At 61.4% G+C, this 20,343-nt stretch carries 20 protein-coding genes; 18 read left to right on the top strand and 2 right to left on the bottom strand.

The window, feature by feature from the left end; translation table 11 throughout:
- Nucleotides 1-30: 30 nt before the first annotated feature.
- The 3 genes from H7C86_RS25115 to aztD all read left to right on the top strand — a co-directional run bounded on the left by H7C86_RS25115 (nt 31) and on the right by aztD (nt 4,291).
- Nucleotides 31-624 carry a TetR/AcrR family transcriptional regulator gene (locus tag H7C86_RS25115; protein WP_019745642.1) on the top strand — a complete coding sequence of 198 codons (594 nt, stop codon included), beginning with the start codon at nt 31-33 and terminating at the stop codon, nt 622-624.
- Nucleotides 625-897: 273 nt separating this feature from the next.
- Nucleotides 898-2,355: an APC family permease gene (locus tag H7C86_RS25110; protein ID WP_259349291.1), complete on the top strand. Its 1,458-nt coding sequence runs from the start codon at nt 898-900 to the stop codon at nt 2,353-2,355.
- A 688-nt stretch (nt 2,356-3,043) separates the two neighbouring features.
- Nucleotides 3,044-4,291: a zinc metallochaperone AztD gene (gene aztD, locus H7C86_RS25105; RefSeq protein ID WP_182262427.1), complete on the top strand. Its 1,248-nt coding sequence runs from the start codon at nt 3,044-3,046 to the stop codon at nt 4,289-4,291.
- Between the two features lie 384 nt (nt 4,292-4,675).
- On the opposite strand, the gene H7C86_RS25100 is transcribed toward aztD, so the two are convergent.
- Nucleotides 4,676-5,143 (bottom strand): VOC family protein, encoded by a 468-nt coding sequence (locus tag H7C86_RS25100; RefSeq protein ID WP_182262426.1) that lies wholly within the window; start codon nt 5,141-5,143, stop codon nt 4,676-4,678.
- A 102-nt stretch (nt 5,144-5,245) separates the two neighbouring features.
- Between H7C86_RS25100 and H7C86_RS25095 the strand changes: the two genes are divergently transcribed.
- The 4 genes from H7C86_RS25095 (at nt 5,246) to H7C86_RS25080 (ending at nt 8,785) form a co-directional block, all read left to right on the top strand.
- Nucleotides 5,246-6,220: a YafY family protein gene (locus tag H7C86_RS25095; protein ID WP_182262425.1), complete on the top strand. Its 975-nt coding sequence runs from the start codon at nt 5,246-5,248 to the stop codon at nt 6,218-6,220.
- A gap of 121 nt (nt 6,221-6,341) precedes the next feature.
- A complete protein-coding gene (locus H7C86_RS25090; RefSeq protein WP_020971048.1) occupies nt 6,342-7,550 on the top strand; it encodes an MFS transporter in 1,209 nt (402 codons plus the stop codon).
- A gap of 101 nt (nt 7,551-7,651) precedes the next feature.
- Nucleotides 7,652-8,320, top strand: a complete 669-nt coding sequence (locus H7C86_RS25085; RefSeq protein WP_084325439.1) for a FadR/GntR family transcriptional regulator — start codon at nt 7,652-7,654, stop codon at nt 8,318-8,320.
- 21 nt (nt 8,321-8,341) lie between these two features.
- Nucleotides 8,342-8,785 (top strand): hypothetical protein, encoded by a 444-nt coding sequence (locus H7C86_RS25080; protein WP_256922173.1) that lies wholly within the window; start codon nt 8,342-8,344, stop codon nt 8,783-8,785.
- Between the two features lie 93 nt (nt 8,786-8,878).
- Here the strand turns inward: H7C86_RS25080 and H7C86_RS25075 are convergent, their stop codons facing one another.
- Complete coding sequence (locus H7C86_RS25075; protein ID WP_020909395.1) at nt 8,879-9,493, bottom strand: TetR/AcrR family transcriptional regulator; 615 nt, start codon at nt 9,491-9,493, stop codon at nt 8,879-8,881.
- A gap of 176 nt (nt 9,494-9,669) precedes the next feature.
- Between H7C86_RS25075 and H7C86_RS25070 the strand changes: the two genes are divergently transcribed.
- The 11 genes from H7C86_RS25070 to H7C86_RS25020 are packed head-to-tail and all read left to right on the top strand — an operon-like array spanning nt 9,670 to nt 20,257.
- Nucleotides 9,670-10,905, top strand: a complete 1,236-nt coding sequence (locus H7C86_RS25070; RefSeq protein ID WP_021345782.1) for a sedoheptulose 7-phosphate cyclase — start codon at nt 9,670-9,672, stop codon at nt 10,903-10,905.
- Nucleotides 10,902-11,930: a 3-oxoacyl-ACP synthase III family protein gene (locus H7C86_RS25065; RefSeq protein WP_182262424.1), complete on the top strand. Its 1,029-nt coding sequence runs from the start codon at nt 10,902-10,904 to the stop codon at nt 11,928-11,930. The genes H7C86_RS25070 and H7C86_RS25065 overlap by 4 nt, the downstream gene beginning before the upstream one ends.
- A 3-nt stretch (nt 11,931-11,933) precedes the next feature.
- Complete coding sequence (locus H7C86_RS25060) at nt 11,934-13,136, top strand: MFS transporter (protein WP_020971053.1); 1,203 nt, start codon at nt 11,934-11,936, stop codon at nt 13,134-13,136.
- Nucleotides 13,137-13,141: 5 nt separating this feature from the next.
- Nucleotides 13,142-14,137 (top strand): zinc-binding dehydrogenase, encoded by a 996-nt coding sequence (locus H7C86_RS25055; RefSeq protein WP_020909399.1) that lies wholly within the window; start codon nt 13,142-13,144, stop codon nt 14,135-14,137.
- Nucleotides 14,130-14,951 (top strand): SDR family oxidoreductase, encoded by an 822-nt coding sequence (locus tag H7C86_RS25050; RefSeq protein WP_019745655.1) that lies wholly within the window; start codon nt 14,130-14,132, stop codon nt 14,949-14,951. Before H7C86_RS25055 ends, H7C86_RS25050 begins: the two co-directional genes overlap by 8 nt.
- The gene (locus tag H7C86_RS25045) at nt 14,948-15,847 is read left to right on the top strand and encodes an NADP-dependent oxidoreductase (protein ID WP_020909402.1); all 900 of its coding nucleotides are present in this window, start codon (nt 14,948-14,950) and stop codon (nt 15,845-15,847) included. Before H7C86_RS25050 ends, H7C86_RS25045 begins: the two co-directional genes overlap by 4 nt.
- Nucleotides 15,844-16,641, top strand: coding sequence for a VOC family protein (locus H7C86_RS25040; RefSeq protein ID WP_153211467.1), 798 nt, complete (start codon nt 15,844-15,846; stop codon nt 16,639-16,641). Before H7C86_RS25045 ends, H7C86_RS25040 begins: the two co-directional genes overlap by 4 nt.
- Nucleotides 16,638-17,522: a TIGR03619 family F420-dependent LLM class oxidoreductase gene (locus tag H7C86_RS25035; protein ID WP_020971055.1), complete on the top strand. Its 885-nt coding sequence runs from the start codon at nt 16,638-16,640 to the stop codon at nt 17,520-17,522. Before H7C86_RS25040 ends, H7C86_RS25035 begins: the two co-directional genes overlap by 4 nt.
- Entirely contained in the window at nt 17,519-18,187 is a 669-nt protein-coding gene (locus tag H7C86_RS25030; protein ID WP_182262423.1) for an HAD-IA family hydrolase, read from the top strand. The genes H7C86_RS25035 and H7C86_RS25030 overlap by 4 nt, the downstream gene beginning before the upstream one ends.
- Entirely contained in the window at nt 18,184-19,146 is a 963-nt protein-coding gene (locus H7C86_RS25025) for an ROK family protein (protein WP_019745660.1), read from the top strand. The genes H7C86_RS25030 and H7C86_RS25025 overlap by 4 nt, the downstream gene beginning before the upstream one ends.
- Before the next feature lie 10 nt (nt 19,147-19,156).
- Nucleotides 19,157-20,257, top strand: a complete 1,101-nt coding sequence (locus H7C86_RS25020; protein WP_182262422.1) for an alcohol dehydrogenase catalytic domain-containing protein — start codon at nt 19,157-19,159, stop codon at nt 20,255-20,257.
- Nucleotides 20,258-20,343 lie beyond the last annotated feature (86 nt).

Genomic DNA, 20,343 nt, shown 5'->3' with positions numbered 1-20,343 from the left:
ACGACAACGAGAAGGTGAACGGTAAAGCGAATGGCGTATCTGACAGCATCCGAGCGGCGGACTGCGATCGTCAAGGCCGCCGCCCGAGTCATCATTCGCGACGGACTGGCCGCGGCGACCACCCGCCGCATCGCCGACGAAGCCGGAGTCAACCTCGCTGCGTTGCACTACAGTTTCGACGGCAAAGGAGAGATCTATACCGCCGTGGACGACATGTTTCGTGCCACCACAGTGGGATCACGCCTGGTACCGACAACTGGCTGGACACGTCAAGAGATCATCCGTTCATTGCTCGAACGCTTCCAAGATCTTCTCCACGCCGATCGGGACGTCCCGATCGCCCAATACGAGCTGCTGCTGTGGGCGCTGCGCAATCCGGACAAGGCCGAACTCGCCAGAGCCAGCTACACGACGTACATATCCGCCTTCGCCGATGAGCTTCGGCACGCAACCGACATCGCCGGCAGCGACGCCACACTGCTCGCCCGCTACACGATCGGCGCAATCGACGGAATCTACATGCAAAATCTCGCAACTGGCGCGACCGGAGTGAGCGCACCCGAACTCGACGCCATCTCGTCCGCAATCGTCGGCATCATCGATTCGATCCACCCGCCCCACTAGAGTTTTCCCGTTTCCCGCCCGGCGTTGCAATCGACAGCGCCGGGCCGCAGTCGTGCCCGTCATCATCCGAATCCCGCAGCTGCATTCAAGGAATTTCCCGGAACTCATTGACGAACAGCAAGGGCGAAGCTAATCTCAGTCGATCGACTCAGTCATGTGACTGACATCACCATCTCCTGAGGGCTATCCCGATCCTCACACGCGCGATCGCGGCCGATCCCGGCATATAGCCCCTGCCCGCACTCGACAGTGCACAAATTCAAGGACGCACACATGAATCACTCGTCGAATAATGCTGTAGCACAGACTGATACGGAGTCCATCAACCTTGAATCCGGCCATCTCAGCCGCCTTCAACTGACCTCGCTGGCCATCTCGTCAATGATCCCTGCCGTCGGCATGGCGTCGTTTCCAATGCTGCTGGTACTCAACGCAGGACTCGGTGGTTGGGTCGCTGCTCTGCTCGCAGCGCTGACAGTCATCTGCGTCGGCAGAGCAGTAACCGTCTTCGCTAGCCGGTATGTCGCCTCCGGATCGCTCTACTCCTACGCCGGCGAAGTATTCGGGCGATGGGCACAGTCACTGATCGCAGCCTCGTTGTTCCTCGGGTATCTGGCGATGGTCGCAAGCATTTTGCTGGTCATCGGCGCGTACAGCGGTAGCTTCCTGCAATCTATCGGCATCAACGGCGGCCTCGATCGCCCTGCACAAATCGCGATCTACCTCGCCTCCGCAGCAATTGTCGCGGCGATCACCTGTCGCGGCCTAGATGTTTCGATCGTAATCGCGGTCCTACTCACTGCGATTTGTCTTCCACTGTTGCTGGCCATTACCGGGGCGAGTGCGATTCACACTGGTCTACATCTGCAGGAACAACTGACTCTTCAGGGCGCGTCCGTCAGCGGGATCGTGGCCGGCATCGCATCCGGAACTGCGTTCCTGGTCGGTTTCGAGGGGAGCGCGGCCCTGGCCGCGGAGACCCGCGACCCGAAGACGAATGTGCCGGCCGCCGTGATGAGTGTTCCCATCGTGCTTGGAACCTTGTACGTGATCGCAACCTTCCTACAGGCACCAGGAATCACGGAGACGTCCGACCAAATCCTTTCCGGCACATCATCCCCCGCCGCCCTGGCCGAGAATGCGGGCTTACCGACCGCAATGGGACAAATGACGGACCTCGTTGTCGCCGTAGCGACCTTCGCCGCACTGATCGGATTCGTCAACTACGGATCCCGCTTCGTCGCCACTCTGTCAGCCGAAAAGCTTCTACCACAAAGGTTCACACGCATACACTCCCGATTTCACAGCCCTGTTTCCGCAATCCTGCTGATCATTCTCGGTGGCCTCTTCGGCATTTGCACTTTGGTGATCGGCGCCACGGGCCCACTTCCTTCCATCTATAACGCAGTGTCAACTCTGGTCGTCTATTTCTGGGTGAGCCCATACGTCGTCATCAGCATCGGCGCCGTGATGCTCCTCTTCCGCGAGCGCGCAGCCACCGCCGTGACAATCGCAGCACTGATCGCCGGTGCCGTCGCAACCTCATGGATCTATCTCAACGGAATCTTCTTCCCCGCACCGTCTCCAGTCAGTGCCATGTCCTACGTTGCGCTCGCAACCATCACGCCGGCCACTATCGCCTTTTACCTGATGGGGCGTCGAAGCCACGCTGACGCCTCCCAGCCGCCACCTCACCTGAACTCGGAACGAGCGACGGCCCGAGAGCAGTAGACGAACCTCAAATTCAAGCCACCAAACCGGCTTCCCCGTCGCGAGGCACGGGCCCACCGGTGCATGAAGACCACGCCACCTAACCTGCACTGGAACTAAAAGCGGAAGCGCCGTCGGCGCCAATTTGCTCGAGTTGGATCAGTGGGCCAAAGACATGGTCCTTGAAGCCGTCGCTACGTCGCGTACGCGTCATCCTTCGGACGCAGCCCCTTCGGCTACTACGCGTGCGCGGCAGCCAACAACGCTGTGGCGCATGGAATGCCCTTCGACCATGCACTCGCTGACGGAGACCCTCGGATCGATACTGAGCGATTCCGGATTCCTGATCAACACCGAATTCGGAGTCCTCGGCATCAGGCCGACATCAGGACCCACATACTCGAACACCGGCCGACCTGGGCGGGAATACACACTATGCCCAGGCCTGCTGCCAGCCCTGGAATCCTGGGTCATGACTGACGCAGACGGCCATGATCCAATGTCGAGGCGTTCGACGCGGCTGATTCCGTACGCGGCAAAAGAATCGCAGGCATGTTCTCAACCGCTCAATATCGGAACGCCCTTTCTGGGAACTCGTGTTCGGGGTCATCGGCTCGCGAATGCTCGAGCGCGGTGCCCACGCCCGACATGCGAACATTCGCATACTCGACTTTGACAATCATTTACATTAAGCAGTAGATCTATACCCATGCACCTCAACACCCGCATGTCGCGGCGCCTCACCCTTGCCACATCAGTTGGCCTCTCACTCGCCCTCGTTACGGGCTGCTCGTCCGACAACAAGGACTCGGCCCTGTCGGAGACCACCACGACAACCGCGTCCGCACCCACCGAACAAGCCTCGGCAACACCGCGTCTCGCAGTCTCCTACGACGGTGGCGTCCTGGTGCTGGATGCAACGTCGCTCGACGTGGTCGGCGAGACCAAGATCGACGGCTTCACGCGACTCAACCCGGCCGGCGACGGTCGCCACGTCATGATCTCGTCGGGTGAGGCGTTCAAGGTGCTCGACACCGGCACGTGGTCCTCGGCCCACGGCGACCATTCCCACTACTACACAGCCGATCCCGCGATGTCCGAGGTCGAGTTCGCAGCCAACGAACCCGGACACGTTGTACGCCATGCCGGAAAGACTGTCCTCTTCAACGACGGCTCGGGACTCGTCGAGATCTTCGATCCGGCGCAACTGGCAAAGCGCCAACCTCGCGTCGAGACGTACACCACGCCAGAACCCCATCACGGCGTTGCGGTCGCGCTTGCCGACGGCAGCCTGTTGACGACCATCGGAAATTCGGAGTCCCGCAACGGCATTGCCATCCTCGATGCCGACCGCAAGGAAATCCTACGCAACGAACAGTGCCCCGGTGTCCACGGCGAAGCAGTCGCTGCCGGCGAAGCCATCGTACTGGGCTGCCAGGACGGGTTGCTCGTGTACAAGAACGGAGCGATCACCAAGGTCCAGAGTCCGGATGCATACGGCCGCATCGGAAATCAAGCAGGTTCGGAGGAGTCGGACATCGTCCTGGGTGATTACAAGACTGACAAGGACGCCGAACTCGAACGTCCGCAACGGGTCTCGCTGACCAACACGACGACGTCCGAACTCAAGCTCGTCGACCTCGGCACCAGCTACACCTTCCGCTCACTCGGCCGCGGACCGCACGGAGAGGCACTGGTGCTCGGCACCGACGGCGCCATCCACGTCATCGACCCGAACACCGGCGTCGTCACCAAGAAGATCGCCGTCATCGACGCATGGACCGAGCCCACCAAGTGGCAAGAGCCCAGGCCGGCACTCTTCGTGGAAGACCACACCGCGTACGTCACCGATCCCACGTCGAAGAAGCTGATCGCCGTCGACCTCGAAGACGGCAGCATCCTGACCGAGACCACCCTCGATCACGCCCCCAACGAATTGACCGGCGTCACTGGCTGATTCCGACTCTCACGTCGGCCCCCATCTCACACCGAGATGGGGGCCTGAGCCGTTCTCGTGCTTCGCCTACTGACCAGGGAATCTCGACACTTAGGCAGTCCTCGAGGTTCTACGACGCGCCCCTCAGCCAATCGAAGCCGTTGTCGCCCAGCTCCGCCGGAGCTGCGCGGTGGGCACGGCCACGACTGACCGCGGCACAAGTCAGCTTGGAATAACTCTCCGCAGAGGTTCGTTGTAGATGGTGTCGGTGTTCGGTTCTTTGCCCCGGGTACCACCCCAGAATTGCCACTTCGAGTGGCCACTTGCCGAGAGGCGCAAGACGGGCACCGACGCGCTGGAGCCGCTGGACACCTTTCGGTGCCAGCGGCTTTGTCGTCTGAATGATCAGGCCGGGTTTTCGACGGCAGCGACGTCGAGGATCCACGTCACCCCGAACGCATCGGTGAGCATGCCGAATCCGGGGCTCCACGCCGCCGCGGCAAGACCCTCGATGATGGATCCACCGACAGAGAGTTTGGCCCAGTAACCCTGCACCTCTTCGAGCGATTCACCGCGAACCGAGACGAAGAACGGTTGGTCGGTGATCGTGGTGCCGTTCTCACGGTGCGTCGTGCCGGCATTGGCGGTCGAACCGCCCGACTGTCCTGGGATGTCGTACGCCATCACGCTGAAGCCGTCCGCGGTTTCGACTTGGCCGAACACAATGTTCTCAGCGCCAGGCACATCCTTGGGCATTCCGAAGTCGCCGTAGGTTGCGATCGTGACCTGGCCACCGAAGACGGACTGGTAGAACTCCAGAGCCGCGCGGGCGTCTCCGCGGAAGTTGAGGTGGGTCGTTGTCTTGATGCTCATGTCTGCTCCTAGTACGAACGTCGCCCGGGTTTTCCCTGACAACGTCGACTCTCACAGCCGTATAGGACTGTTTTCGTCCTAGACTCGTCGTAGTCTCACGACATGGCGACCACCACTCGGCTCTTGAATCTGCTGTCCCTCTTGCAGACGAGGCGCGACTGGCCGGGCGCTCTACTCGCCGAGCGGCTCGACATCAGCCACCGCACGGTCCGCCGCGACATCGACCGGCTCCGGGAGATGGGTTACAGCATTGCGGCGACCATGGGCCCGGACGGCGGATACCGACTCGACGCCGGCAGCGAGCTACCACCCTTGCTGTTCGACGACGATCAGGTCATCGCCTTGGCAGTCGCTCTGCAGGCGGCGACGCTGACCGGCGTCGGCATCGAAGAGGACGCAGTGCGTGCGCTGACCACCGTGCGACAAGTGATGCCGTCGCGCCTGCGTCATCGCCTCGACGCACTCACGTTCACCACGATTTCGACCGATTCCAGCGACGCAGACTCGGTGTCCCCTGAGGTGCTCGTAGCGATTTCCGCAGCGGTGCGCGCTCGCGAGGTGCTCCGCTTCGACTACTCGAACGGCCGCTCAAATGACAACATCGAAATAACACCCCCACGCCGCGTGGAGCCACATCATCTGGTGACCTCCAAGCGTCGCTGGTACCTCGTCGCGTGGGATCTCGAGCGAGACGACTGGCGAATCTTCCGCGCCGATCGCATCACTCCACGCACCCCGAACGGCCCGCGGTTCACACCGAAGGGGATCCCCGGCGGTGACGTGAGCGAATACGTGGCCGCGCGCTTCAAGGGATCGGAACATATCAACAAATGGCCGTGCCACGGCAAGGTCGTTCTCCATCGACCAGCCAGTTATGTTCTTCCCTTTGTCGAGGACGGCGCCGTCGAAGATCTTGGCCCCGACCAGTGCAGCCTCGAAGCCGGATCATGGTCCTGGACGGCGCTGGCAGCCTCCTTCAACCGATTCGACACCGACATCGATGTCGTCGGCCCGGCAGAACTGACCCACGCTTTCGCACAACTCGCCGCCCGCAATGCCGCGACTGCTGCGAGTTAGGCAGTCGTCGCGAATGAGATCCAGGTCTCCAACACAACCGTGCGTCCGTGGGTTCATGTAGGTTTCAAGTCCTCAGAGGACCTGAGGACTTGAAGACCTGAACGAAGGGATGCCCAAGGAGATGAAGAAGGGGCAAGTTGCTTTTCTCACCGGCACACACGTCGTGAACGATCTGTACCAGGGGGCTGTGCCTGCACTGTTGCCGTTCATGATGCTGGAACGCGGATATTCCTACTCCGCGGTTGCCGGAATCACGCTCGCCGCGACCGGACTATCCAGTGTCGTGCAACCCGCATTCGGCATGCTGGTCGATCGAAAGAGCCGGAATTGGCTGGTACCCACAGGTTTTGTGACGGCCGCAACGGGAATTGTCGTGGCCGCGATGAGCACCACCTACATCGTTACTTGGCTGGCAATTGCTTTGGCCGGCATCGGCATTGCCGCATACCATCCGCCCGCCACAAATTTGGCACGCGCAGCTGGAGGTCACTCGCAGAAGGCCATGAGCGTGTTCTCCGTGGGCGGCACGTTGGGAGCCTCACTGGCGCCACCGTTCGTCACGCTCGTGGTCGGTTCGCTCGGATTGTCCGGCGGCTACCTGCTCGCAGTTCCTGCAGTGGTAGCGGCTATTTGGTGGATCGTCGCCCAATCACGATCGGCCGGCACGGGCACGGACGCCGAATCAGCCCAGTCGTTGAGTTCGCAGCTAGCAGCGAACGGTCCCGTGTCAGATGATTGGCGCTCGTTCACCCGACTCGTGCTGGTAACGGTGTGTTGGTCAATTCCATATGTGACCACGCTGTCGTTGGTCTCACCGTACGTACTCAACGGACTGAACGGATCGTCCTCGAGTGCAGCAATCGTGTTGTCCTCCTTCACCTTGGCGGGAGCGGCCGGCACGCTACTGGGCGGAGTCCTCGCGGACCGTCGTGGTCGACGTGCATCCATCCGACTCGGTTACCTGCTTGCGGTACCTTCACTGGCATTGCTCGCCGCGGCTCCGAACGTGGCAATTGCCGAACTTGGAATCGTCTGTCTCGGATTCGCGATGTTCTTGCCCTTCGCGCCACAGGTGACATTGGCGCAGGACTACCTACCGAACCGCCCAGGCACGGCAAGTGGGGTGACCCTCGGACTCGCAATGTCAGTGGGAGGCATCGCCTCTCCGCTGTTCGGTTACCTGGCAGATCACTTCGGACCGCGCATGGCGATCGGGGCGACAACTGCAGTGCTGTTGGTCGGAGCCGTCATCGCATTCACCTTGCGCGATCGACGCCTCGACCCGGAGGACGAGACGGAGCGCGAACTGGACGTCATCGCCCTTCGATAACCCGAAGACAGCCCCGTAGTCTGAAGATTCATCGGAGGACATGAAGTGTCACTCGGTGGGCCGCTCCACGGCGGTTCACCGAGTCAGTCAGGAGCAGACACATGGCAGTGCGCCAGGTCAAGCAGCAGTCACTGGTACAGAAAGCCGCAGACGAACTTGCGCGCCTCATCGGCGACGGCGAGTGGCCGGTCGGGACGAAAATCCCGAACGAGCAGGATCTGAGCACGCTCCTCGGAGTCGGGCGTTCGACCGGCAGGGAAGCCGTGCGTGCACTGATCGCGTCGGGACAGCTCTACTCTCATCAAGGATCCGGCACCTACGTCATGTCCTCGACTCCGGTCACAGAACTCGAGCGAGAACTCAAACGCTCGGACCGCCGCGAAGTCTACGAAGTACGCAGACTCCTGGAAGTGGAAGCGGGCCGCCTGGCCGCCATGCGTCGGACCTCTGCCGACGTCGACCTGTTACGGGCAGCACTCGCAGCCCGTGAAAATGCTTCGACACCAACAGAATTTGTCGACGCTGACATGGAACTACATCGCGCCGTGGTGAATGCTGCGCACAACAGCGTGTTGTCGATGGTGTTCGATTCATTCATCGAAACGCTCCGCAACTCGGCCCTGGACGTGATCACCGACGTCGCGGCGCGAAACCCCCAATCCATCGACGACGAAGCCGCTGCCCACCGAGATCTGGTGGAAGCAATCGTCGCGGGTGATGCCGACGCTGCCAGCGCGGCAACGCGCAGGAACATGGACGGGCTCGACTGACCCTCTCTATCGTTGTCAGGCATGACGTCCACATCGCTCCCTCCACGGGGTCTCCGGATCGGTCTGTCCGCCATCGCGTGGCTCAACCTGCTCTCTGCGCTCGTAGGAATGGCGGGCCTGACGATCGGCGGCGGGATGGGCCTGCCTCCGGAGTGGATCGAGGGAACCGTCTTCCCTTCATATTTCTGGCCCGGAATCCTCCTCGGCGTCGTCGTCGGAGGCATCCAAGCCGTCGCACTCTTCGCTCAGCACAACAGGTTCCGCCTGGCATGGGGCCTGCACGCCGCCGCCGGGCTGACCATGCTTATCTGGATCTTCGTCGAGATCGCCATCGTTCTCGCCTGGTCGCCGCTGCAAGGCATCTTCTTCACCACCGGACTGGCCCAGACGATCCTCGCCGTGCTCGCACTCGGAGCCTGGCCTCGCCCCTTCCTTCAACGAACCGACAGCCATCACGGTCAGTGACGAATTACATTGGGATAGAAGGTCACTAGGACCGACCTCGATGCTCTCCATCGCCCAATCCAGCTCGACCCCCGACCGTCAACTGAAATCTGTTCAGCCGATGAGGTCTTTCGAGAAGTTCAGCGAGTCGAAAGACCTGTTCGCTACGAGTTCCAATTGCCTCTGTGTTGCACCGTCTCGGGCGCGCTGAGACATGCCTTGGATGACTACACCGATGAACTCGGCAAGGTCCTCGGGATCGGAGTCAGCGGGCATGAGTCCGTTGGCGATATCGGCTGCGATCCTCTGCGACAGCAACACCACGTTGGCATTTCGCATGTCGCGCAATCGGTTTGCTATGTGACTGTTGGCGTCGGTTACGCTGACCGCCGCGCTGATGATCAGACAACCACCCGGACAAGACTCGTCGGTGTAATGGGACGCCGCGTCGTTCAAGAGGCGGCGAATCAATTCGGATGCCTCGCGCTCTTCGGCGAACGCCCGGTCCATGAAGTCGCCGCGAGTCGCGTTGTAGTGATCGACGGCGGCAAAGAACACTCCTTCCTTGCCGCCGAAAGCACTGTAGAGACTCGGTGGATTTATCTGCATCGCAGCAGTCAACATGGCAACGGATGTCCCCTCGTAGCCGTGCTCCCAGAAGGCATACATCGCCTTGTCCAAGGCCGCGTCTACGTCGAACTTCCGCCCTTGTCCCGGCACCCCGGCCATGCAACCTCCCAATTCCGCAGCATCTACCGATCCAAATGTGATCTATTCTACTCTTGTAGCGATCACTATGCGAATGTCCTACTGTTCTCCTCGAAAGTTCATTTCGTTCACTGAAGTACCGCCGTACTGCTGACACAGCTCGCGAACGCTCTTTCACACCGTCTAGGGGGATCGACATGCGTAGTGCCGCTTCATTCAAACTGGGTCTCAGCCACAGCGCGGCCACCGATTCGACATGGAAGGTCGAAGCGGTCAAACAGGTCGAGTATCACGTGATTGCCGCACGAAATCTGTTCGCCAAGGACAGCACTCGACTACTCGACGGGTGCAGCGCAGCGTCGCTACACCGCGGAGACCGACGCTTGATCATCATCGACGCGAACGTCGACCGAATTCACGGGGATAGAATTCGAGGCTACTTCGAACACCACGGAATACGAGCATCCTTCGTACCGATGCGAGCCGACGAGACGGTCAAAGAGTGGGGTTCTGCGGTGCGGGTGGTCGACGCGATGAACGGATTCGGCATCGACCGACGCAGGGAGCCGGTAATCGCGATCGGCGGGGGTGTTCTACTCGACATTGTCGGTTTCGCCGCGAGCGTCTACCGCCGCGGAACGCCGTACATCCGGGTCCCCACCACACTGATCGGCCTCGTCGACGCCGGGGTCGGCGTCAAGACCGGAGTCAACTACGGCATGGGCAAGAATCGACTGGGGACGTATGCACCGGCCCTGGCAACTTTTGTCGACCGAGCATTCCTGCGTACCCTCGACAACCGACACTTGTCCAACGGCCTTGCCGAGATACTCAAGATGGCCTTGATCAAATCCCTCGACCTCTTCGAACTGCTGGAAATCTTCGGGGAACGATTGATCGATGACAGGTTTCAGGGCTCTTCCGACGAACTCGACACAGCAGCAACACAAGTCATCGCCGAGTCGATCCACCTGATGCTCGAGGAACTGCAGCCCAATCTGTGGGAATCCTGCCTCGAACGCTGCGTCGACTACGGCCACACATTCTCGCCCACGCTCGAGATGGAAGCACTACCGGAACTTCTGCACGGTGAAGCCGTAGCTGTCGACATGGCATTGACGTCAGCACTGGGTTATTTGCGGGGAAGTATCAGTGAAGCTGAACTTGATCGCGTCCTGACTGTAATGAGGCGCCTCGGCCTTCCCACCTGGAACGACGTCTTGTCCACACCGGGCGTCCTCGGCGCCGCATTGGCCGACACAGTGCGTCATCGGGACGGGCGGCAACGGCTGCCTTTGCCGGTCGGGATCGGTGGACACCACTTCGTCAATGATGTCACGATCGACGGAATCAACTCTGCCTCCGCCCTTTTGAACAGGAAGAGCGACGAGCTACGCGTCCGTGAGACGTCGGTGACGAAGGTCGCGTCATGAGGTGGGGCGACCTCTACATCGAAGGCTTCGGCTCATACCTACCGGACAGGCGGGAACAAGCCTCCGACATGGTGACCGAAGGACGGTTCGATCCCGTCGAACAGCAGAAGACCGGACAGACTTCGGTTGCAGTGTCGGACCCTGATATCGGCGAATCCGCGCCGGAGATGGCAGTCTTCGCAGGCAGAGCTGCGTTGGCCGACAGCGGAATCAGCAGCAACGAAATCGACCTACTCGTGCATGCAGTGGTTCTGCACAACGGCCTGGAGGCGTGGAACTGCGGCGCCTACATTCAGAACGAACTTGGCATCGACGACTGCCTGCCGATCGAGATCCGAACAACCTGCGCCGGAGCAATCGTCGGAATCGAACTGATCGGCCGCTGGTTCGACGGACACGGCAAAGGCCTGGTAACTGCATCCGACGCTTGGCGTCTCCCCCTGTTCGACCGGTGGAATTCCGACAGCGGTCTCGCCTACGGAGACGGCGCGGCCGCTGCTGTCATCGGCCCGGATCCGGGTCCCTTTCGTATTCTTTCGACTTCCGTAGTCACTGATGCACACCTCGAGCAGATGCACCGCGGGCACGAGCGCACAAGCATGCCTGTCTACGGCACCGCCGACCCGATCGATCTCCGAGCACGGGTGGGGGGCTTCACCGAGACTCACTCCATCGACGAGTTCTGGTCACGCAACGCGGCCGCTCTGTCTCGATGCGCTGAAACAGCTTTGGGTGATGCCGCCACTCATCACGGTGACATCGCCACCTGGATCGTACCGAATTTCGGCAACGTCCTACTCCGCAAACAATGTTTCGAGCCGCTGAAGATCCGCGCCGAGCAGACCTTGGTCGAACTCGGCAGAACCATCGGCCACACCGGTGCTGCCGACCCACTACTGGGCCTCGACCTGCTCCGCCGCAGCAAGGCCCTGCACCCTGGAGACCGGATCATGCTCACCGGCATCGGCGTCGGGTTCACATGGGGATGCGCAGTCGTCGAATACACCGGATACGAGAAGGGATAGGCCATGGTGGTCGAAACTCCGCACGAATTGACGACAACGGCTCGCTCTACCAACGCGAATGCCGCAATAATCTGGATGCTCCTGGCAGTGTTCGGCGTCGGCACTGTCGAATACCTTGTGGCCGGTGTACTTCCGGACATCTCCACCGACCTCGGGGTCAGCACCTCCACAGCCGGACTGCTCGTCACCATCTATGCCGTCACAGTGGTCATCGGTGGCCCTCTACTGACGATCGCTACCACCAGGGTGCCGCGGACACCTCTCATCGCGGCTCTGATGGCTCTCTTCGTCATCGGCAACATCGGAACTGCGCTGGCACCGAACTTCGCAACCATGGTGATATTTCGGATCATCACTGCTCTGCCACACGCGACGTTCTTCGCTCTGTGCCTGGTGCTGGCGACGTCGTTGGTGGCGCCTGAATTCCAAGGGCGTGTGATCGCCCGCGTCACCCTCGGACTGAACCTGGCGACGGTCCTCGGCGTCCCCTTGGGAACTCTCATCGGTACACAACTGGGTTGGCGCTGGTCTTTTGCGATCATCGCCGTTTTCCAACTGCTGGTCACCGCTGCGCTGATCGCCTCGACGCGCAACGCCGCTCCCTCGCACCAGACCGGCAACGTCAGCTCAGAGCTACGGGTGTTCACCCGGGGCCCAGTTCTGTGGGCGATCGGGCTGACCGCTCTCAGTCAGGCAGCGCTTTTCGTGGTGTTCACCTACATCTCGCCGTATCTCACCGAGCATGCCGGCATCTCGGTGTCGACGGTGACGGTGGTGTTGTTCGTATTCGGCGTCGGGTCTGTTGTCGGCAATCAACTCGGTGGTTACTACGCAGACAAGGACCTGGACAAAACGCTGTACATCGCGTTGACCGCGCTCGCGTTGGCACTTCTCGCTCTCTTCGTCTTCGGCGGAACGTCTTGGTTTGCCTTCGCCTGGATGTTCGTACTCGGTGCTACCGGTTTTTCCATTATTCCGCCGCTCGCCTCGAAACTCATCGGTGCTGCAAGCGAAGCCCCGCACCTTGCTGCCACGGTCAACATTGCAGGATTCCAACTTGCGAATGCTGCCGGCGCGTGGATCGGCTCGATCGCTCTGTCCGGCGGCAACAGCGTTGCAGTCCTGCCTGCTATCGGGGCAGTCCTCGCGGCGGGCGCAGTACTGCTGCTGTTCGTCAGTCGGCGCACTGCTCGGAGCGTGACGTGAAAGCCATGAGAGCTGCGATGATCGACGCTCCCCGTTCCGTGTCGATCGTGACGATCGACCGTCCCAACTGCGGGCCTGACGATGTCGTCGTCAAGGTTGCCTATGTCGGTCTGTGCGGTACGGATCTGGAGTTGTTGCACGGCACGTCGTCATACCTCACTGATGGCCTTACGTCGTTTCCGCATCACTTCGGGCACGAATGGGTGGGCACCGTAGAGCAGACCGGCCCGAATATTCACGATCTGTCGGCGGGTGACGTAGTCACCGGGAGCACGATGATTTTCTGCCAGGCGTGTTCGGCCTGCGGGGCCGGACGACGCAACCAATGCTCCGATCTGCGTGAGGTCGGGCTATACGAACATCCTGGTGCCGCAGCCGAATTCCTCCGCATGCCGCGGCGCACGGTCGTTTCACTCGGTCGCGTCACAGTCGAACCGGAGCACGTTCTCATCGAGCCGCTCGTGACGGTGCTCGAGGCGCTCGACGCTGCTTCGGTGTCGCCGGGTGATCGGGTTCTCGTCGTCGGCGCGGGCACGATCGGCAGCTTGTCCATCGCCATGCTGAGTCGATACCCGATCACCGTCGACGTTCTCGAACCCCGGTCGATCGAACACCTCGACTCCGGCACCGTCACACACAGTTTCACCGATGCCACACACCTGACCGGGCAGTACGACGTGGTCGTGGAGGCGTCTGGCGGCGCCGGTGCGCTGGGTACCGCCGTAGGCGTTCTCCGTCCGGGAGGCAAGTGCATCCTCGTAGGCGTCGCGGCGCACACGGAATCGATCGATCCCGGAGCGGTTGCGCTGGCCGGCATTTCGATCATCGGAGTACGTCACGGGGTAGATCACTACCGCCGAGCCGCGGAACTGTTCCCGCTGATTCGCCCGGCATTGACCGCATTGATCGACAGTGTGGTTCCTCTGACCGAAGCACAGTCCGCATTCGATCGTCTCGAAGGCCACAGGACACGGCCGAAGGTGGTGATCTCTGTTGAGTGAGCTCGAATACACAGTGATAACCGGAGCGAGTAGTGGTATCGGCCGGGCAATCGCGCTCGCGCTTGCGAAAGAGGGTCACAACCTCGTCCTCGGATACGGCAATGGTCTCGATCGCATCGCACGGTTGGTGAGCGAACTAAATGCGCAGTTCCGCATCGACGTCGTTCCCCTGCAACTGGACCTGCGCAATGCCGAATCGACAGTCGACGCCGTTCTGAGATGCACAGATGAACTGGGTGAGATCCACTGCCTGGTAAACAATGCCGGAATCAACGATCGATCACCCGCAGATGCACTCGCCATCGATCGAATGCGCGAGGTCATGGCCGTCAATTCGATCACCCCACTTGCGTTGGCCTCGTCGGTGGGGCGCCGGATGATCGCGCGAGGTATCGCAGGATCGATCGTCAACATCACATCGATCCATGACACGGTCCCCATCACCGGCGGTGCAATCTACTGCGCCAGCAAGGCCGCATTGGCGGCGTCGAGTCGTGTCCTCGCCCTCGAATTCGCGCCCCACGGAGTGCGCGTCAATTCCGTCGCACCGGGAGAAACCGCCACCGCGATGAACGGCATCGATGACGAATCCTCGTATGCGGACATCGATCGCCCCGCTATCCCGTTGGGGCGTCCGGCCGGTGTGCACGAGGTCGCAGCAGCCGCGGCGTTCCTCGCCGGGTCCGGTTCGAGCTATCTCACGGGGACCACCGTTACCGTCGACGGCGGACTGGTTCTGACTGCAGCCGAAGCGAATGCCCGCTACGCCGTCGATCATTCTCCAACGCAAGGTCTCATGAAAGGAATCGCATGAAAGCCATCGCAATCGAAGCCACCGGCGACCCAAGCGTTCTCACTCTCACCGAGGTTGACGAGCCGACATCCGGCCCCGGAGACGTCACTGTTTCCGTTGCAGCCGCTGCCGTCAACCCTGTCGATCTGAAGACCCGTTCGGGGTTCTTGCCCATCGAGTTGCACTTCCCAGCCGTATTGGGATGGGACGTCTCCGGAACTGTTATCGCAGTCGGATCCGCGGTAACACGCTTCACACCAGGAGACCGCGTCATCGGAATGATCGCGCAACCGGCACACCGCTACGGAACCTATGCCGAACGCGTCACCGCCGACCAGTCCTTGTTCGCACCCGCTCCGTCGAACGTCACCCTCGAGCACGCTGCTGCGATCCCACTCGCAGCGCTCACCGCTGTGCAATGCCTCGAGAAACTCGACCTTGCACCAGAATCCACGGTGTTGGTGACCGGTGCTGCCGGCGCGGTGGGCCGAATAGCGTCGGCGCTGCTGATCTCGCGGGGACACCGCGTCGAAGCCCTCGCTCGCGAGAGCGACACTGACGAACTCTTGGCCCTCAGCCTCAGCCGGGTCATAGCGAGTCCCGTCGACCTGCCGCAGAAGGAGTACGACGCCATCGTCGACACGGCGGGTATTGCCGAATCCGTCGACAGTGTGCGAGACGACGGCGCCTTCATCTCCATCGACGACAACGAGCAACCCGCACCGCAACGTGGAATCACACCGGCGAAAAGCTATGTCGACGAGGACGGCTCGGGCCTCGAATCATTCGCCGAACTGGTATCGACCGGTTCGGTCACCGTCCCTGTCGCCCGAACATTCCGGTTCGACGAAGCACCCCAAGCCCACGCTCTGCTGGCCGCGGGCGGAACCCGAGGAAAGGTACTGCTGATCCCATGACCGTGACCGCGAATGTCGAAGATGCCTTGTCCACAGTCGGTGTCACCGTTCCCGATGCGGACGCCGCCGCCAACTTCTTCGCTTCACTCCTGGGTGCGAACCGCGTCGTAAGATACCCCGGACGTGTCTCCGTACCGATCGGATTGTCGGGGGTCCTGGATTTCGTATCAGCGGATTGGCCCCATCAACCCCCACCGCGGTTGGTCGACATCGGTACCAACCATCTCTGCTTCACTGTCGGCGATATCGAACTCGCTGTGAGCTACCTTGATTCGCGAAGCGACGTGACAGTCCTCGGCGACGTGATCGAGGTACCCGAGGGTCCGATTGCGGGCAACAAGTGGGTGTACTTCCGGTCGCCGTGGGGCGATCTCTTCGAACTTCAGCAGTGGCCCGAGGAGCCGGGATACTTCCACGAGACCCAGGCCCGACTCCACCACAGACGAGAGGACATCGCGTCAGCCCTTCTCCCGACCTGCCGCGGTTTGGATCACACGGGCTACAGCGTCCCGGACCTCGACGCCGCGATAGCGCGTCTGGTGACCGCCCATTCGGGAACCGAGGTGCTCCGCACCGACATCGCAGCGGATCGCGGGTTCATGACGGCACAGTTCGATCTCGACGTCGAAGGAACGTCCCGGATGGCGATGGTATCCGTCGGCGACTTGAACATCGAGTTGTTCGAGCACCACATCGGCCGGCAGGAGGCCCCTCGCCCTTTGACCGCCAACGGGGGAAACTTCCTGACGTTCCGCCACGGGGGCGCCGCGCGACTGATTCCGAGTTCGCTGTGAAGTACGGAATCAATCTCCCCAACTTCGGGCCGCAGATCGACCCCGAGGGGATTCTCGCGTGGGCCCGGACAGCGGAAGCTGCCGGATTCGACAATGTCCTACTCTCGGATCACGTGGTGTTGACCGACGACGCGAATCGCCGCTCTCCCGCTCCGTTTTACGAGTGCCTGGCCACGCTGTCCTGGCTCGCAGCGGGTACCGAGTCGATTCGCCTGGGCAGCGGCGTGCTGATCGGCAGTCACCGACACCCGGCCCACCTCGCCCACGCGACCGCGACGATTGATCGACTCAGCGGCGGACGGTTGATCGTGGGCATCGGGGTCGGCTGGACTGCACAGGCTTTCGACGTCCTCGGCGTTCCGTTCACACGTCGAGGCCGACTGACGGATACCACTCTCGAAACCCTGATCGCAGCGTGGACGTCGGAGACATACGACGCACCGGGCTCGGCCGGAACACATCGCGTGCACAACGGACCTCTACCGCTGCAGCAACCACACCCTCCGTTGTGGATCGGCGGCAACGGACCCGCTGCGATCGACCGAACCAACAGATTAGGCACTGCATGGCACCCATTGCACCCTACCCGGGGCCTATGCATCGCTGGAGTCGCTTCACTCGCCCCCGGGCGTGAGTTCGTCCCCCGCATCTACTTTCTCCCCACCGAAAGATCTGTCGAATCACCAGACCGTCCACTCGGGTACGGAACCATCAACCAGATACGTGCCGACATCGATTTTCTGTCTGAGATCGGTGCACAGACGATTGTGCTCGATACCGATCCTGGCGACCAGCGACTGCGCCGCTCAACCGACCACGATCTCGATCTGATTCGCATTGCCGGCGAAAGTTTGGGAATGAGTCGGGTGGCCGTCTTATGACTCTGCGGCCCAGCTTGATTCGACAATCCATTTCGACCTCGGCACTGCTGTTCGACATGGACGGAACCCTCGTCGATTCGCAGGCGTCGATCGAGGCTGTCTGGTTCGAATTCGCGGACCGGCACGGCGTTGATCGGGCGGTGGTAGCGCAGGCACTTCCAGGCCGCATCGCTTCCGACATCATCCTTCGGGTTCTCGGTAATCGAGCAAACGTCGAATCCGAACTGAACTGGATCAGGCAAAGCGAAGAGCAGAACTCGCATCCAGTTCGCGCCATCGCCGGCGCCAAGGACTTCCTGGCGTCTGTGCCCCGGGAGCAATGGGCGATTGTCACGTCGGCCCCTCGATCGATGATGGTGCGAAGGCTCACTGAAGCGGGCCTCCCGCTTCCACACGCGTCGGTATGCGCTGAGGACGTGCGCGCCGGCAAGCCAGATCCCGAGGGCTTTCTTGCAGCGGCGGCGCGCTTGAAGGTTTCCGCCGACTCCTGCACCGTATTCGAAGACTCCTCGGCCGGCATGGCTGCTGCGGCCGATTCCGGCGCATCATGCGTTGCAATCGGAGCCGAGCCCGGACGAAACCTTTTGAGAGTGAATAATTTTACTTCACTACGACTCTCCCGAGAGAGATCGGAGCTCGTAATCGACGTGGTACCGGAACTATGACGGATACCGTATCGGTCGATCTGGGAGGTACGTGGCTACGCATCCGCAGCGGTGAGCGAACCGAACGGCTGCCATCGCCCAGCGTGCTCCGACAACCGTCTGCCACTCCCGATCAACTCCTGCGCGAGCTGATCGAGACACTGGATCGATATCTACCGCCGGGTGCCGCAGTGAACATGGCGTGCGGGGCCGCGCTCGACGAACAGAAGGGCGTCGCCCATGGATCCGGCCCATTGTGGGGCGGCACTCCTGCCGGTGAGATTCCGTTGCTGCGCCTCCTCGAATCCCACCGCCCGGACGTTCGATGGACACTCGTGAACGACGTGACGGCAGGGTTGGCGTCATTCGCTCGTGGGTTTACACGTCCCACCGATCGGCGCATCGCCTACCTCACCATCAGCAGCGGGATCGCACTGCGGATAGCTGATGCAAGAGAGGGAGTGATTCCAGTGGACGCATTGGGGTTGCAAGGTGAGGTCGGCCACCTTCGTGCAGTGACGTCGGGGCCGGATACAGTGCGACAGTTGCCCTGCGCATGTGGAGGCATCGGACATGTCGCGGCGATCTCGTCCGGCTCGGCGTTGGCTGCTGTCGCCTCGGCTCTCGAATTGCCCTATGACAGAGATTCGTTCGGTCCAGCACTCGAGTCAGGCGCCCCTGGTGCATCACTTCTGTTGAGCGTGGTCGTCGAGCCGATCGCCGAGCTGGTCAGAACGATGATCGCCCTCGATCCACGACTGGATCGCATCGGGATCGGTGGCGGGCTCGCCGAAGGTCTGTCCGAGATGTACGAGAGGGAACTTTGTTCCCAACTCGCCTCGGTGCGATCGTACGCGGACACGTCACTGACTCCCGAGAGAATCCGTAAGACGATATACCTGTGCCGTCCTCACGACATCGACACCCTGTCCGGTGCCGACGATATTGCCGCCGGTCGCCTCCGCGTAAGCAAGCTGTGAAAGAGGATTCATGACAACGCAACTCACCCATCGCGCAATCGTGAGAAGGGGCAGTCGGTCGAGCGTCGAAAAGCGGCCGACTCCAACTCCCGGACCCGGCGAACTTCTCGTCGCCCCCGAGAAAGTCAGCCTGTGCGGGACTGACATTCAGATTGTGCGCGGAGACAGGGACGACCCCTCGCCCATCGTCGGCCACGAAGGCGCTACCCGCGTCGTCGAAGTGGGCGACGGCGTCACCGGCTTCGAGGTAGGTGATCGAGTCGTGGTCAACCCGACGCATCCGCATGATTCATCGTTTCTTCTCGGCCACAACGTCGAGGGGTTGTTTCAACAACGCGTCATCATCGGCGTGCCCGCGGTGAGTGGAGGGTTGGTCACGCCGTTGCCACTGGAACTTTCCAGCGCACGCGCTACTCTCGTCGAACCGTACGCCGTCGTCAGGTACGCGCTCTCCTGCCTCTCCCGTGAGTCACCGGGGACGCTGCTCATTTTCGGCGACGGTCTCATCGGAAATCTGGCTGCGGCCCTCGCACCCTCCGTTCTCTTCCCAACCGTCCGAGTAGTAATGGTCCACCGCACCGAACTCGGCATGGAGTGGACGACAAATCACTTTCCATCCGTGGTCAACTCGCTCGCTACCGAGAACTGGGTACGCGAAACCACAGGCTCGGTCGCCGTGCTGGTCGCGACTCACCGCGCCGGCACAGTAGCGTCGATCGACACCGCTCTGGAACGCCTCGGCGATCGAGTTGTCTCCGTGCATCCGATTGGTGGAGTGCCGGCCAAGGCCACGTCCGATTTGTTACCCGGGGTGGACATCGCCGGGGTGCGACAAGCCAACACGGGTGGACCGACACCACCCGCGATCACGACGTTCACCAGGGGCTCTCTGCGCGTTACCTTGACGGGCAACAGAGGAGTCACGAACCACCAACTCGCCTCCGCTGCAGCTGCATTGACGAGCGCCGACGACACGATCGACACGCTACTCACACACCAACTCGGCATCGATGAGGGCACCGCATTGATGAACGTGATCTGCGAGAAACGGACCCGAGAGGTGGACGGCGAGTTGGTGATTCGATTGGTGGTGAATCTTGCGGGTCATTGAAGGTATTTGATCCGACGAACTCGGGGAACAACCAGCCAAGACCTCCCGCCCGAGATCCCCCACGGACTCGCATTGCTAGTGTTGAT

Origin of the sequence: Rhodococcus sp. UFZ-B548, from assembly GCF_903819475.1 — a bacterium.
Classification (GTDB): domain Bacteria; phylum Actinomycetota; class Actinomycetes; order Mycobacteriales; family Mycobacteriaceae; genus Rhodococcus_F; species Rhodococcus_F erythropolis.
The sequence above is the reverse complement of the archived record's forward strand: the minus strand, read 5'-3'. Positions and strand labels throughout refer to the sequence as shown.

Bases quoted from the DNA above. Each gene is read 5' to 3' on its own strand.
- H7C86_RS25100 (WP_182262426.1), bottom strand. From the start codon at position 5,143: ATGAGCATCAAGACAACGACCCACCTCAACTTCCGCGGAGACGCCCGC.
- H7C86_RS25030 (WP_182262423.1), top strand. From the start codon at position 17,519: ATGACTCTGCGGCCCAGCTTGATTCGACAATCCATTTCGACCTCGGCA.
- H7C86_RS25085 (WP_084325439.1), top strand. From the start codon at position 7,652: ATGGCAGTGCGCCAGGTCAAGCAGCAGTCACTGGTACAGAAAGCCGCA.
- H7C86_RS25055 (WP_020909399.1), top strand. From the start codon at position 13,142: ATGAGAGCTGCGATGATCGACGCTCCCCGTTCCGTGTCGATCGTGACG.
- H7C86_RS25040 (WP_153211467.1), top strand. From the start codon at position 15,844: ATGACCGTGACCGCGAATGTCGAAGATGCCTTGTCCACAGTCGGTGTC.
- aztD (WP_182262427.1), top strand. From the start codon at position 3,044: ATGCACCTCAACACCCGCATGTCGCGGCGCCTCACCCTTGCCACATCA.
- H7C86_RS25060 (WP_020971053.1), top strand. From the start codon at position 11,934: ATGGTGGTCGAAACTCCGCACGAATTGACGACAACGGCTCGCTCTACC.
- H7C86_RS25070 (WP_021345782.1), top strand. From the start codon at position 9,670: ATGCGTAGTGCCGCTTCATTCAAACTGGGTCTCAGCCACAGCGCGGCC.
- H7C86_RS25090 (WP_020971048.1), top strand. From the start codon at position 6,342: ATGAAGAAGGGGCAAGTTGCTTTTCTCACCGGCACACACGTCGTGAAC.
- H7C86_RS25065 (WP_182262424.1), top strand. From the start codon at position 10,902: ATGAGGTGGGGCGACCTCTACATCGAAGGCTTCGGCTCATACCTACCG.
- H7C86_RS25045 (WP_020909402.1), top strand. From the start codon at position 14,948: ATGAAAGCCATCGCAATCGAAGCCACCGGCGACCCAAGCGTTCTCACT.
- H7C86_RS25115 (WP_019745642.1), top strand. From the start codon at position 31: ATGGCGTATCTGACAGCATCCGAGCGGCGGACTGCGATCGTCAAGGCC.
- H7C86_RS25080 (WP_256922173.1), top strand. From the start codon at position 8,342: ATGACGTCCACATCGCTCCCTCCACGGGGTCTCCGGATCGGTCTGTCC.
- H7C86_RS25075 (WP_020909395.1), bottom strand. From the start codon at position 9,493: ATGGCCGGGGTGCCGGGACAAGGGCGGAAGTTCGACGTAGACGCGGCC.
- H7C86_RS25110 (WP_259349291.1), top strand. From the start codon at position 898: ATGAATCACTCGTCGAATAATGCTGTAGCACAGACTGATACGGAGTCC.
- H7C86_RS25095 (WP_182262425.1), top strand. From the start codon at position 5,246: ATGGCGACCACCACTCGGCTCTTGAATCTGCTGTCCCTCTTGCAGACG.
- H7C86_RS25020 (WP_182262422.1), top strand. From the start codon at position 19,157: ATGACAACGCAACTCACCCATCGCGCAATCGTGAGAAGGGGCAGTCGG.
- H7C86_RS25025 (WP_019745660.1), top strand. From the start codon at position 18,184: ATGACGGATACCGTATCGGTCGATCTGGGAGGTACGTGGCTACGCATC.